Consider the following 13,042-nt stretch of genomic DNA (forward strand, 5'->3'; position numbering starts at 1 on the left):
TGAAAGAAGATGATGCTTATGCTACGTTCCCGGCCAGTGCTGCTGCTTATTGATGTACAAGAAGGATTTTATTCACCACAGTGGGGGGAAAGAAACAATCTAGATGCAGAAAAACATATGCTGACGCTACTGCAAGCATGGAGGCGCCAAGACTATCCTGTTATTCACGTACAACATGCATCAGAAAATCCAGATTCTCCTTTACACCCCAGTTCGAAGGGGTTTCAGTTCAAAGAAGGGTTTGGTCCACAAGAAGACGAATACTTAATTCGCAAACACGTGAACAGCTGTTTCATTGGAACAGAGCTAGACAGTTATTTAAAAGCAAATGGTTATGATACGCTTATCTTAATAGGACTAACTACTAATCACTGCGTCTCCACGACTGCCCGCATGGCTGGAAATCTAGGGTACAGAACGTACGTTGTAAACGATGCAACAGCTTGCTTTGATGGTATGTCCTACGATGGAAAAACAAGGCTTCCTGCAGAAGATGTACATACATTCGCACTGTCTTCTTTGCATGAGGAGTTTGCGACGGTCGTTTCTACAAAAGAGACACTTCAAGTTCTTCAAACCTTTCAATATGCTCAAAATCACAACTGATGTGCATGTGCACATCGGTTTTTTATGTAGATTATGTTTATTAAAAGAAGTAAAATAAAGATAATTCTATACTATAAGGAGTTTGTACATATGATCATTCGTTATGCTAAAGAAGAAGATTTACCTATGCTTGTTGAAATTTATAACCAGTCTGTTCAAACAAGTGCTGCTACTTTTGACTTAACGCCTGTAACAGTAGAGCATAGAAGGAGCTGGTTTAATAATCATATTAGCAATGAACTTTTTCCGCTTATTGTCGCAGAAAAAGATGGGGTAGTAGCGGGCTATGCTTCGCTTTCTTCTTATCGAGATAAAGAGGCGTACATTCAAACGGTAGAGCTATCGATTTATATTGATAAAAACCAGCAGGGGCATGGCATTGGAAAAAAGCTTATGAAGCGAATTTTGGAATTAGCTAAAGAACTCAACCATCACGTTGTTATTTCAGGGATTACAAAAGGGAATGATATCAGTATCAAAATGCATGAGCAATTTAATTTTACATTTTGCGGAGAATTTAAAGAAGTAGGCTGGAAATTTAATCAGTGGCAAGATGTTCTTTTTTATCAGCTTATTTTATAAGATGTATGACACCTTTACACATTGTAACGTTTTAGTTTCATGTGTAAAGGTTATTAAAATAATAAGTCGTTTTATTATTTTAATACGAAAGGTGTTAGCTATCATGAATACACATTTTCAATATCAGTATCTAAGAGCTATTCCAAAAAGATGGTCAAAAAAAGAACTGCATATCCAGCTGAATAGAATCAAACACAACTCTGAACTATCTACTATAGCAGCAGATCCGCTTTTTTATCTGTTAGAATGTACCCATTCAGGCCTTCAAACTCAACAAGAAATCATAGACTACATCCAAAGCATTCCTACTCATCAACTTCCATCTTTTGTAACCCATTTAAGCAGGTTAATTCAGCATATTTATTATATAGAAGCTGCTGATTACTGTAATCGCCCCCTCAAAGGTTATATGCTTGTTATGAAAAATCAGCCCGCCTATATATCTCTTCATTTTGCTGATCAGATCACATAAAAAAGCTCTCTATTCAAAAGAATAGAGAGCTTTTTTATTCGTATTTTTTTACTGTTACTTGGCATTCTTTTAACGGAATAAGTTTTGACTTTTTCGTCCATTTGTATCCTAACCAAACAATTAAGAATAAAGGAAGTCCGATATAAGAAACAAGTACACCGTACCAGTCAATCGAATCACCCGTAAACGCCGAATAGTTTTGACCTAAAATGACAACAGCACATAAAATAAAGGCAAAGATAGGACCAAACGGGAAAAGTTTTGCATGATATGGAAGTTCACTCAAATCATGACCTTGAGCAACAAATGCTCTTCTAAAACGATAGTGGCTGATGGCAATTCCTAACCAAGCAATAAAACCAGACATACCAGAAGCGTTAAGTAACCACGTGTATACCGCACCGTCTCCAAAAAATGAAGCACCAAATGCAAGTGTACCGACAAGTGCCGTTGCGATTAAAGCATTAACCGGAACGCCTCGTTTATTTACTTTTGCTAAGAACCTCGGTGCTTTTCCATCTTTCGCTAAGTTCCAAAGCATACGCGTAGAAGCATACATACCTGAGTTACCAGCAGATAAAACGGCTGTTAAAATAACGGCATTGATAGCTGATGCTGCAAACGCCAGACCTGCTCGTTCGAATATTAAAGTAAATGGACTTACCCGCACATCATCACTTGCTAATGAATCCGCTGTGTATGGAATAAGCATCCCGATAACAAAAATAGCTAAAATATAAAATAACAAGATGCGCCAGAAGACTTGTTTAACTGCGCGAGGAACCGTTTTTTCCGGATCTTCACTTTCTCCAGCTGCGACTCCAAGCAACTCTGTTCCTTGGAATGAAAAACCAGCAGCCATAAAAATACCTAAGACAGTAAAGAATCCACCGTGAATGGGTCCATCACCAAGCGTGAAGTTTTTAAAACCTGGTGCTTCATTGTTAAAGATACCAAAAATCATCATAATACCAATAACTAAAAAGATGATAACCGTTACTACTTTAATTAACGAAAACCAAAATTCAGATTCACCAAATCCTTTTACAGAAAGGTAGTTAAGCCCAAACATAATTAATAAAAACAGGGCACTCCATAAAATAGAAGAAGAGTTTGGGAACCAAAATTTCATAATAAGGGCTCCAGCCGATAATTCAGCTGCAATCGTAATAGCCCAGTTATACCAATAGTTCCAGCCGAGAGCGAAACCAAAGGATGGATCTACAAACCGAGACGCATACGTACTAAACGAACCGGCTTCAGGCATATAAGCTGCGAGCTCCGCTAGGCTGGTCATCAAAAAGTAAACCATGACACCAATGATAGCGTAAGCTAAAAGCGCTCCCCCAGGTCCTGCTGTGTGAATTGCTCCACCACTTGCTAGGAATAAGCCGGTTCCGATGGCTCCTCCTAATGAAATCATCGTTAAGTGGCGAGATTTCAACCCACGTTTTAATTCTTGCTGCTCTTGCATAGATAAATACTCCTTTCGAATGTACGGAAAGAGACGGGATAACATAAAAAAAGCCCGCAGTATATGTGCGCGCTTTTAAATCTGAAAACCGCGTCAACCTTCCGTGAAGATAGCTCTTCACATCACTCGCATGATGTGACAGTTCTGTTCCTGTTCGGAGACAGCCCCAGCTTAAATCAACCGAGAAGTGATCTAAACTTCGGCAATTTTTCCTTTCAAGCAACATCCTCAATGTTCTCTGCATTTCCGTTGCTTTACTATTAAAAACTGCGACCTCTACCTCATCGATTAGGATGAGGGTTTTTTATATTCATTTGACATAAAAGAAGTATACCAAATACTAAAACGATTGTCATTATAAAAAATAGATTCAGAAAATAGAAACATCTTTGAAATCTCTCGAATCTATTTTGTTACATATGATATAATGGATGTTGTCATAATACTACATAAATATCCGAACGTACCACAGGGGGAGCCGCCGTGCTGAGAGTGAACAAATTGTTCAGACCCTTCGAACCTGTTAGTTAACGCTAGCGTAGGAATGTGGGAATAGTAGCATATATTTGCTTACTCCTGTGTAAACCGTTTGATATGAATGATTCAAAAACAGGAGTGAGAAACGTGAATAAAGCATTACCTTTACAGGCTAAAATTGAAATAGCTATTTTTGCAGCATTGGCACTTCTACTTGATCTTTTGCCTTCCATTAAGATTGCAACAGCTGTGAGTATTTCGTTCTCCATGGTGCCCATTTTTATTATGTGCTTTCGCTGGGGAGTAAAAGGCGGGGCTCTATCTGGTCTATTATGGGGGCTTTTACAGTTGGCAACAGGAACGGCTTATATTTTAACAGCGCTGCAAACGTTTATTGAATATATTGTGGCTTTTGCTTTTATAGGTTTTGGAGGTATTTTTTCGCAATCTATTAAAACAAATTTAGCTAACAATAACAGATCAAAAGCTTTTGTTTTGATTGTTTTATCCCTTATTATCGGCAGCTTCGCACGGTATTTCTGGCACTTTATTGCGGGTATTATTTTCTGGGGATCATATGCGCCAAAGGGCATGTCCGCTCTATGGTATTCTTTTTCAATGAACGGGATTTCAATGGTAGGATCACTAATAGCCTGCTTAATCATTCTTTCACTATTGATTCCATCGGCATCAAGAATGATTATAACTAAATCACACTCATCATAAGCAAAAAGACTAAATCTACCAAGATTTAGTCTTTTTTGTCATTTGTCACCTTTGTTTACACAAAAGTGTGTCAGGTTTGATAACATAGTTAGTGAAATATTCAAAAAACTGTTTTATGATAATCACCATATTCAAACGAGATAAGGGATTGATAGCATGCTACAGAAATGGATCACGAGCATAGGTTTAGATATTGGAACAAGTACAACAAAACTGATTGTAAGCAAGCTGTTAATAGCAAATCAACAAAATCAGTTTACGCTGCCAGGCTGTCAAATTATTGATCGTCGCGTAACGTATGCAAGTTCTATCTATACCACTCCTATGCTAAACGATGTTGAAATCGATGTTCAACGATTAACGGTACTACTAGAACAAGAGTATAAGAATGCAGGAATCTCCTTAGATCAAGTGGAGGCAGGTGCTGTGATCATCACAGGAGAAACGGCCAGAAAGAAAAATGCAGAAAGTATCGTTCACTATCTAGCCGAACATGCTGGGGATTTTGTTGTTGCAACAGCCGGCGCTGACTTAGAAGGAATATTAGCAGCAAAAGGATCAGGAGCAATCGAACGTTCTGCTGAAACAAATGCAGTAATTGCCAATATTGATGTAGGAGGAGGAACTGCTAACATCGCTTTATGTCAAAATGGAAAAGTTATAGAAACGTTTACACTGCATGTGGGAGGAAGATTAATTCGTCTGAATTCAGAAGGTTTTGTTACCTACGTTTCTTCTCATTTAACTGAATTTTTGAAAAATAATTCTTTAACACTGCGAGAAGGTGAAAAAGCAACATTTGAAAAGCTCTCGTCTATCTGTCAATTACTAGCTGAAGAAACCGTGAATTATGTAAATGCGCTGAATCAAAATTCCTCGCTGATCGTTTCTCCTCATACAAGATCTTCTATCCCCGAAATGATCATGGTTTCAGGAGGAGTAGGAGCAATGATGGAGAAGCAAAAGCCAAAAACAGTGAAGGAAGTGGCCATACATGGAGACGTTGGTCCGCTTCTAGCATATCATTTTCAATCCATCCAAGTATCTCAAGCCGCTGAGACAACGCGCGCTACTGTAATTGGGGCTGGTATGCAAAATACAGAAGTTAGCGGATCAACTGTATACATTGGGTCAAAGCGGCTGCCGTTAAAAAATATACCGATTGTAGAGATACCTGTTCAGCAAGAAGCGAAATGGAATCCGCTGATGTTTCAAGAAAGAGCTCGAGCGGCATGTATGCAGGCTTCAACTATTTTCAGCGCAGAAGATCCCCCCGCTGCTATTGCTTTATCTCATTTTCCTTACTGCAGCTATAAGATGCTTCAAGAATTAGCAAAAGTAATAAGCACTGAATTTATTGCTTGTTTTAAAGGAGCTAAGTGCCTCGTTGTTCTATGCGAGCAAGATATTGCAAAAGCTTTAGGACAAGCATTAGCTAAACAGAGGAAAGAGTTAGAAATTATTTGTTTAGATCAAATTGATTTTACACACGGAGATTACATTGATCTAGGGTTACCAGTAGCTGGAGAAGCGATCTCCGTTTCCGTTAAAACGCTCGCTTTTTCATCATAATCTACTAAATATACAAGGAGGAAACGATGTTTAAAACTACACGATTGTTAGGAGAAACATTTTCATTTTATAGCTTAAAAGAAATCATGGCCAAAGCAAACGAAGAACGTTCTGGAGATCAGCTCGCAGGAGTTAGCGCTGAGTCAATGAAAGAACGAATGGCAGCAAAGCAAGTCCTAGCTGATATCACACTTGCTGATATCAGAAACTATCCGCTGCTCAGCGCAGATGAAGACAACGTCTCGGCATTAATCGAAAGTCAGATTGATTCATCTGTTTACGATATTATTAAAAATTGGACAGTAGGGGATTTAAGAGAATATATTTTATCCGATCAGCATAGCGGAGAAGACCTTCTTGCACTTAGCCAAGGATTAAGCAGCGAAATGATTGCGGCGGCTACTAAAATTATGTCCAATTTAGATTTAATTCAAGGAGCTGCCAAGATAGAAGTGCAAACTACTTGTCAAACGACTATCGGCCAAAAAGGAGTATTGGCTTCTAGAGCCCAGCCTAATCATCCTTCAGATAATTTAAAAGGAATGAGAGCATCTCTATACGAAGCGTTAAGCTATGGAATTGGAGATGCGGTTATCGGAATTAACCCTGTTATTGACACAACGGATAATATCTACGCGCTTTTAAATGAAACAAAAAATATAATCAACGAATGGTCAATTCCTACTCAAAACTGTGTATTATCACACGTAACGAGTCAAATGAGAGCAATTGAAAAAGGAGCATCTGCTGACTTGATTTTTCAAAGTTTAGCAGGTACAGAAGCTGGTAATGATTCATTTGGAATTTCACTGTCTATGCTCGATGAAGCGACAGCGTTAATTCATGAAAAAGGAACGGCAAAAGGTCCAAACCGCTGGTATTTTGAAACAGGACAAGGTTCTGAACTGTCAGCAGAAGCTCACTATAACATTGATCAAGTAACGCTCGAAGCCAGATGCTACGGCTTAGCTCGTCACTACAAGCCTTTCTTAGTTAATACAGTTGTTGGATTTATTGGACCTGAATACTTATATAACAGCAAACAAGTTCTACGAGCTGGGTTAGAAGATCATTTTATGGGTAAAATGCACGGCCTGCCTATGGGAGTAGACGTATGTTACACCAACCACATGGATGCTGATCAAAATGATATGGATAATTTAAGTATGCTTCTGGGAACAGCTGGAGTGAACTTTGTCATAGGAGTGCCCATGGCTGATGACTGCATGCTAAACTACCAGTCTCTTAGTTATCATGACATCGCAACGGTACGTAACGTGTTAGGTCGTACCCCAACGCCGTTATTTCAAAAGTGGCTTGAAGATCAGCGTATTATGGACAACGGGCGCTTTACATCTAGAGCCGGAGACCCAACTATTTTTATGAATTTGATTTAAGGAAGGTGCTTACTATGATACCAAAGTCAAATCGCGATCCGCTTGAAACACTTAAACAATTTACCCCTGCCCGCATAGGTGTCGGCCGTACAGGAACAAGGCCGCTAACAAAAGACGTTTTATCTTTTCGCACGGATCACGCTGCAGCTGTAGACTCTGTATATGGAGTAGTTTCAGAAGATATTTTAGCCGAGTTTAACCTTTTCTCTGTGAATACACGTGTGGAGTCAAAAGAACATTATTTAAAACGGCCAGATCAAGGAAGGTTATTAGCAGATAACGCTAAGAAAGAAATTTTTAAAAACTGCGTGCAGCGGCCTGATGTACAAGTGGTAGTCTCGGATGGACTGAGCGCCAAGGCAATTGAAGAAAACATAAGCGACGTCTATCCAGCTTTAATTGACTCCCTGCAGTCATATGGACTTCATATCGGGACTTCATTTTTTGTAAAAGGGGGACGAGTTGCGTGTATGGATGAAATAGGCGAGATCATAAAGTCAAAAGCACTTGTGCTATTGATTGGGGAGCGACCTGGACTGGTCAGTGCTGAATCCATGAGTGCTTACATGTGCTATGAACCTAGCAAAGGCAAAAAAGAGTCTGATCGTATGGTTATTTCTAATATTCATAAAAGAGGGACGCCTCCTATTGAGGCAGCCGCACATATCGGTACCATGATTGACAAAATGATTAAGCAGCAAACAAGCGGTGTACATCTTATTGTCTAAACATCAAAAGGAGGAGAACGTATGGCGTTACAAAAACAATTGAAACCTATTCATTTATGGGCTATTTCAGTGGGCATGGTTATTTCAGGACAATACTTTGGGTGGAATTACGGGTTTGAACAAGGCGGGATTATTGGGCTTGCAATTGCAACCTTAATTGTAACTGTGTTTTACACAACGTTTATGTTCAGTTATGCAGAGCTTTCAACATCTATCCCGCAAGCCGGTGGACCTTCAGCTTATGCAAGAAGAGCACTTGGACCTTTTGGGGGATATATCGCAGGAATTGCCTGCTTGCTTGAATTTATTTTTGCTCCTCCTGCTATTGCCGTATCAACAGGAGCATACCTGCATTTTCTCATTCCAGCCGTTAACCCTGTATACGCAACGGTAGGTGCCTTTATTTTCTTTGTTTTATTAAATTTAATCGGGGTAAAAGAAGTAGCGGTGATTGAGCTTACAGCTACCATTGTTGCACTAATTGGTTTATCTATTTTTTATGTAGCTGGTTTGCCTCATGTACAAACATCAAATATTTTTAATGATCATTCATTTATTAACGGGCCAACAGGGGTACTAGCAGCTATTCCATTCGCTGTTTGGTTTTATCTGGCAATAGAAGGTGGAGCAATGGCAGCGGAAGAAGTGGAAAATCCTAAGAAAAACATTCCTAAAGGATTTATTGGAGCGATTATTACTCTAGCAACCGCAACGTTGTTTACACTATTTGTAACAGCAGGACTTGGCGGAGGAAGCGGGAAGCTAGCCGATTATCCACTTCCGCAGGCGCTGTCTTCTGTATACGGAAACGGCATTTCAACCGTTGTTGCTATTATCGGGCTATTCGGCTTGATTGCTAGCTTAAATGGAATCATCATGGGATTTTCAAGACAAACCTATGCGCTTGCACGAGATGGTTACTTCCCTAAATTTCTTGCTAAAACGAATAAAAAAGGAGTTCCTGTCGGCGGTTTGTTGATTCCGGGAGCAATCGGCGTGATTTGTGCAGGATCTGCAACGTTTGCCAATGCACTTATTATCTTATCCGTGTTCGGAGCAATGATGATGTACTGCATCAGTTTAGTTTCTCTTTTCATTTTACGCAAAAAAGAACCTAACCTGTCCCGTCCTTTTAAAGTGAACTACCCGGTCGTGCCAAGTATTGCCTTAGTATTAGGGATTCTGTGCTTGTACAGCATCATAAAATACAGTGTTCTTACAACAAATTTAATGCTGTTTGGCGTTTCTCTACCTTTAATTTATGTGATTCTTGGAATTTTCCTTCTTTCAATTATTTACTATGTCTTTTATGGCTCTAGACAGCTCAAAAAAGAAGCAGCCAATTCATATCAAGAAGCATCCATTAAATAGTAAGGAAAACGGCTCGCTGTAAAGGCAAGCCGTTTTTCTTGCGAAATTAAAGGGTTGAGCGTTTTTTTGTAGAATGATATACTAGGTCTGTTTGTTGGAAGAATATACATACATTTATATTAGATAAAGAAGGGGCAATTATGATGAACAAACGTAATACAATCATTATCACGGTTGTTTCATCTATTCTGTTATCAGCCTGTCAGCAAGAAGAAACATTAAAAGACGGAAATACAATGATAGTAGAAAAAGATGCAAAAAAAGTACTAAACGAACCAAAAACACAGGTAGAAAGCATTCAATCGATTGATTTAAATAAAGAAGCAATGAGCGGGAAATTTATTACAGCCTGGATGACTGATTACTTTTCAGCGTTTGGAAAGGCAGTGGATCAAAACTCTTTTGATGATTTAAAAGCTTTTTTGAAAGCTGACAGTTCTTTTTATAAAGAGCAAAACCTTCTTGTTGAAAATTTCACACGCCAAGGCATCGAGCAGAAGAAGCAAACGTTTCATATTGTCAATTGGTATGAAGAACCTAACCATGTATTCAAAATACAAACCCACGAGGAAAGCTTATTAAAACAGCCGGGTAAAGATCCTTATACTAAAATTTGTGACCGCCTTTATACAGCCGTTTATCAAAACGATACGTTAAAGTTATCGAATGTAGAACCATTTGACTTTTCATCTAAACCAAATGCAAGCACTGAAACTCCCACTACACAAACAACAGATTTACACGACTACGATGGAAAATGGACCACTGGCAATGATAACGGATCTCCTATCATTCAATTTCTTGCTACATCAAACTCGGAAGCAACGATTAAAATAAATTCGTACCAGCCACCTAGCAAAATCCGCGTGTCAACCGTTGAACAAAAAAATATTCGTTTTGAAAATAACCAAGCAGCCATTGAATATGAAAATGATGGACAAGGAAATAAAGGAACCATTGTCATTACGCTTAAAGAAAACTCCATTTCATTACTTGCTAAAACAGATCAAAATAAAAAGGCAAAGTGGGGAATTCCAAGCGGTGATTACGTGCTCGATACGTTTGAGAATTAAAGATCATTTTAAAAACAGACTAAATTCGGCATTGAGGAGGACACCTTATGCATAAAAAATGGACGATTGCATTCGTTCTACTGCTGCTAATGGTTTTAACAGCCTGTGAAGAAAAAGAAACAGTTAAGTTATCCAAACCAACCGAACCTTCCTCAGATGAAGTGATTCCAAAAGATCAAGCTAAGTCATCTATCAAGCCTGACCTTGTATCAGAAAAAAAAGCAGAAAAAACTGCGGTTGAGACGATGAACAAAATTTCAAGTACTTATAAAGAATTAGGCGAAGAGTACGAATGGGAAAATGAATCTAACCCTGCTGATTATGAAACGCTAAAAAAAGCGTTAACGCCATATGCAACTTCATCTTTAATTGCAACAAAGCTAAAAAGTATTTCTACTAATTATTACTGCAAAGAATGCAATATGAGCTTTTTTCCTGATGTAACTCATCTGATTCGATTTGAACTTATTAACAATCATGCTGGGCAATTTTCGATCTCGGCTATTGAGCCAATTAGTAAAGAAGGAAGCGGCGGACTGACCATTTACATGAATTTTAAATACGTTAATAAGCACTGGAAGTTAAACGAATGGGATGAAGTTACCTATCATCAAAAATACCTCAACATTACGGCCGATGAATATATCGAATACGTAAAGTCAATTAATCCTTCTAGTGATACTTCATACCAAGGTAAAACGACCCGTACAAATGAAAAAGGGGAAAAGGAAGAAATCTTGGTTTTCAAAGAGAACAACACAAAGTATGCCATCAGCAAAAACAGCTCTCAGCGAATCGACGATTTTAAAGAAGATGAAAAAGAAAAAGAAGAGAAGGAAGAAAAAGATTTTAATTTAAAAAACATCCAAAAAGTTGATCAAGAAACAGCGGATATTTTCATTGAACATTATTTACGAGATTTAACAAAGTCCATTAACACGAATAAATTTGAACACGTACAGCCTTATATCCAGCGGGATAGTGTTTTGTGGAATGATCAAAAGCAGCTTGTGAAAATGCTGTACGAAAGAGACATTCGAGAAGAACTCATTGATTATTCAGTATTGGACGTGGAATCTGTGAGTGAAGAAGAGGGCGAAGCGGTCTATACAATTCAAACGAAAGAAGTCATTTCAATTACAACGAACGGTCAAAGTCAGGAAAAAGAGTATTATCGAACCTATACCGTTTCCTACAGCAATAAACAGCTGCACCTGACTAAAATTGAATCACTTTAAAAAACATCACGCTCTGCGTGATGTTTTTTATTTACAGATAAGTTCGTAGGATATCAAGATAATTCTTTCCGATCATCTGCTCTTGGCAGTTTTTCGATCCATCCTTTTTTGATCATTATTCGGCCAAAAGAAGAGATGGTTTTTAAATCCCTTAAAATAGAAGCATCACAATGTCTGGCTACGTCTATTCTCATACTAGTTATCATAGCTGCAGCATAATATGTAGTAGCTAAATGAAACAAAAATCCCGCATGAAATACCATTAGTTTATCAGAAAATGGGGCTACGTCAGAATTTGTAATTTCAGAATCCATCAAGCGTGGAGACTGCAGGTTTTCTTGTTGAAGTAAGGAAGAAAAAATGTTTATATTCTTACTGGCTGTGTGCAAACATTCTTCCATAAAGCTATGGATATCTTTATCTTTCGTTACCTGTTTGAAGCCAATCACAAGCGCTTTAGCTGCGATACTCTTTTTTAAGTTAAAATAAATATTTCCAGCTTCCATTGAGTTCAACTGTCTTTTGTCTCCGAATAGGTCCATGACATATCCCCATTCTGTAATCGAGTGACCTCTTTCTGTTTTAGAAAAGTAGGGAGATCGTTGATAAATACCTTTCGATATAAGAATTTCAATAGATTTATTATAAAGGTCCATCGCATCAATATTGCATTGATAATAATGGTCACGTATATCTTTGCGTGCTGAAACACTAAAAGATATACTATATCCAGCCAACCCGTGCATGGTCATTTCGTGTATATATACTAACCAAAAGGTGTCCGTAAACAAAGGAGGAGCATCTAGATTTACATCTTTATCAGTAAAGCCGAGCGGCAAATCTAATTTTTCAGCTTTAAAAATATTTCTAAGCACGTGCAAATGTTTTTCAGCCAGTTCTAAAGTAAATTCAAAAAGAGTATAAACCTCAGAATCTTTAACCTTTGCTAACACATATTTACTAATACAAACAGACATGGTGTCTTGGATGTATTGTGCCCATAAACTTGTAATTTCTGATGACGTCAATCTATTTTTCTGATTATCCAAATTCGGTACCTCCAATTATTACTTAAACTCCTACTAGTGTTCCCAAAACATTGCTGTCTAACACAATTAAAATCCTTTAGTTAACTAACGCAAGATAACTCTTCCTTATCAAGCGTTCGTATGATAAAGTAGATAAATAAGCAGAAAACAGAATTATTTTTACATATAATGGATGTTTTTATTAAAATCTTTTAAAAACGGCTTTTTAAATTGAGTTTTGAGAGGTTTTTAAAAACTTTTAATGGTATTTGTTGCGAATTGATGAAAATTAGTTATA

The 13,042-nt window shown here is 38.0% G+C and carries 12 protein-coding genes and 2 riboswitches; of the genes, 10 read left to right on the forward strand and 2 right to left on the reverse strand.

Annotation, left to right across the window (positions count from 1 at the left end; all coding sequences use genetic code 11):
* Positions 1–18 precede the first annotated feature (18 nt).
* The 3 genes from ACFX40_RS13475 to ACFX40_RS13485 all read left to right on the forward strand — a co-directional run bounded on the left by ACFX40_RS13475 (position 19) and on the right by ACFX40_RS13485 (position 1,660).
* Complete coding sequence (locus ACFX40_RS13475) at positions 19–606, forward strand: cysteine hydrolase family protein (protein ID WP_098250008.1); 588 nt, start codon at positions 19–21, stop codon at positions 604–606.
* A gap of 90 nt (positions 607–696) precedes the next feature.
* Entirely contained in the window at positions 697–1,188 is a 492-nt protein-coding gene (locus tag ACFX40_RS13480) for a GNAT family N-acetyltransferase (RefSeq protein WP_060745515.1), read from the forward strand.
* Positions 1,189–1,291: 103 nt separating this feature from the next.
* Positions 1,292–1,660: a hypothetical protein gene (locus ACFX40_RS13485; RefSeq protein ID WP_060745516.1), complete on the forward strand. Its 369-nt coding sequence runs from the start codon at positions 1,292–1,294 to the stop codon at positions 1,658–1,660.
* A gap of 34 nt (positions 1,661–1,694) precedes the next feature.
* Here ACFX40_RS13485 and ACFX40_RS13490 read toward each other — a convergent pair whose 3' ends face one another.
* Entirely contained in the window at positions 1,695–3,134 is a 1,440-nt protein-coding gene (locus tag ACFX40_RS13490) for an amino acid permease (RefSeq protein ID WP_050689739.1), read from the reverse strand.
* A gap of 102 nt (positions 3,135–3,236) precedes the next feature.
* A riboswitch (Lysine riboswitch) is annotated at positions 3,237–3,421 on the reverse strand.
* 174 nt (positions 3,422–3,595) lie between these two features.
* A riboswitch (TPP riboswitch) is annotated at positions 3,596–3,696 on the forward strand.
* 32 nt (positions 3,697–3,728) lie between these two features.
* Between ACFX40_RS13490 and thiT the strand changes: the two genes are divergently transcribed.
* The 7 genes from thiT (at position 3,729) to ACFX40_RS13525 (ending at position 11,716) form a co-directional block, all read left to right on the forward strand.
* Positions 3,729–4,337 (forward strand): energy-coupled thiamine transporter ThiT, encoded by a 609-nt coding sequence (gene thiT, locus ACFX40_RS13495; RefSeq protein ID WP_050689751.1) that lies wholly within the window; start codon positions 3,729–3,731, stop codon positions 4,335–4,337.
* A 156-nt stretch (positions 4,338–4,493) separates the two neighbouring features.
* Positions 4,494–5,909, forward strand: coding sequence for an ethanolamine ammonia-lyase reactivating factor EutA (locus ACFX40_RS13500; protein ID WP_377255222.1), 1,416 nt, complete (start codon positions 4,494–4,496; stop codon positions 5,907–5,909).
* Positions 5,910–5,935: 26 nt separating this feature from the next.
* Positions 5,936–7,306, forward strand: a complete 1,371-nt coding sequence (locus ACFX40_RS13505) for an ethanolamine ammonia-lyase subunit EutB (protein WP_098432910.1) — start codon at positions 5,936–5,938, stop codon at positions 7,304–7,306.
* 14 nt (positions 7,307–7,320) lie between these two features.
* A complete protein-coding gene (gene eutC / locus ACFX40_RS13510; protein ID WP_098249607.1) occupies positions 7,321–8,034 on the forward strand; it encodes an ethanolamine ammonia-lyase subunit EutC in 714 nt (237 codons plus the stop codon).
* Positions 8,035–8,055: 21 nt separating this feature from the next.
* Positions 8,056–9,405, forward strand: a complete 1,350-nt coding sequence (gene eat, locus ACFX40_RS13515; RefSeq protein ID WP_028408364.1) for an ethanolamine permease — start codon at positions 8,056–8,058, stop codon at positions 9,403–9,405.
* Positions 9,406–9,545: 140 nt separating this feature from the next.
* Positions 9,546–10,478, forward strand: a complete 933-nt coding sequence (locus ACFX40_RS13520; protein ID WP_028408365.1) for a TcaA NTF2-like domain-containing protein — start codon at positions 9,546–9,548, stop codon at positions 10,476–10,478.
* A 47-nt stretch (positions 10,479–10,525) separates the two neighbouring features.
* The gene (locus ACFX40_RS13525; RefSeq protein WP_377255225.1) at positions 10,526–11,716 is read left to right on the forward strand and encodes a TcaA NTF2-like domain-containing protein; all 1,191 of its coding nucleotides are present in this window, start codon (positions 10,526–10,528) and stop codon (positions 11,714–11,716) included.
* 53 nt (positions 11,717–11,769) lie between these two features.
* On the opposite strand, the gene ACFX40_RS13530 is transcribed toward ACFX40_RS13525, so the two are convergent.
* Positions 11,770–12,765 (reverse strand): DUF3231 family protein, encoded by a 996-nt coding sequence (locus ACFX40_RS13530; RefSeq protein ID WP_028408367.1) that lies wholly within the window; start codon positions 12,763–12,765, stop codon positions 11,770–11,772.
* Positions 12,766–13,042: the final 277 nt, after the last annotated feature.

This window comes from Priestia sp. YIM B13552, from assembly GCF_042787775.1.
Lineage (GTDB): Bacteria > Bacillota > Bacilli > Bacillales > Bacillaceae_H > Priestia > Priestia megaterium_E.

Coding starts and splice junctions, on each gene's coding strand:
- ACFX40_RS13500 (WP_377255222.1), top strand. CDS start 4,494: ATGCTACAGAAATGGATCACGAGCATAGGTTTAGATATTGGAACAAGT.
- eat (WP_028408364.1), top strand. CDS start 8,056: ATGGCGTTACAAAAACAATTGAAACCTATTCATTTATGGGCTATTTCA.
- ACFX40_RS13475 (WP_098250008.1), top strand. CDS start 19: ATGCTACGTTCCCGGCCAGTGCTGCTGCTTATTGATGTACAAGAAGGA.
- ACFX40_RS13485 (WP_060745516.1), top strand. CDS start 1,292: ATGAATACACATTTTCAATATCAGTATCTAAGAGCTATTCCAAAAAGA.
- ACFX40_RS13480 (WP_060745515.1), top strand. CDS start 697: ATGATCATTCGTTATGCTAAAGAAGAAGATTTACCTATGCTTGTTGAA.
- ACFX40_RS13505 (WP_098432910.1), top strand. CDS start 5,936: ATGTTTAAAACTACACGATTGTTAGGAGAAACATTTTCATTTTATAGC.
- ACFX40_RS13525 (WP_377255225.1), top strand. CDS start 10,526: ATGCATAAAAAATGGACGATTGCATTCGTTCTACTGCTGCTAATGGTT.
- eutC (WP_098249607.1), top strand. CDS start 7,321: ATGATACCAAAGTCAAATCGCGATCCGCTTGAAACACTTAAACAATTT.
- ACFX40_RS13490 (WP_050689739.1), bottom strand. CDS start 3,134: ATGCAAGAGCAGCAAGAATTAAAACGTGGGTTGAAATCTCGCCACTTA.
- thiT (WP_050689751.1), top strand. CDS start 3,729: ATGAATGATTCAAAAACAGGAGTGAGAAACGTGAATAAAGCATTACCT.
- ACFX40_RS13520 (WP_028408365.1), top strand. CDS start 9,546: ATGATGAACAAACGTAATACAATCATTATCACGGTTGTTTCATCTATT.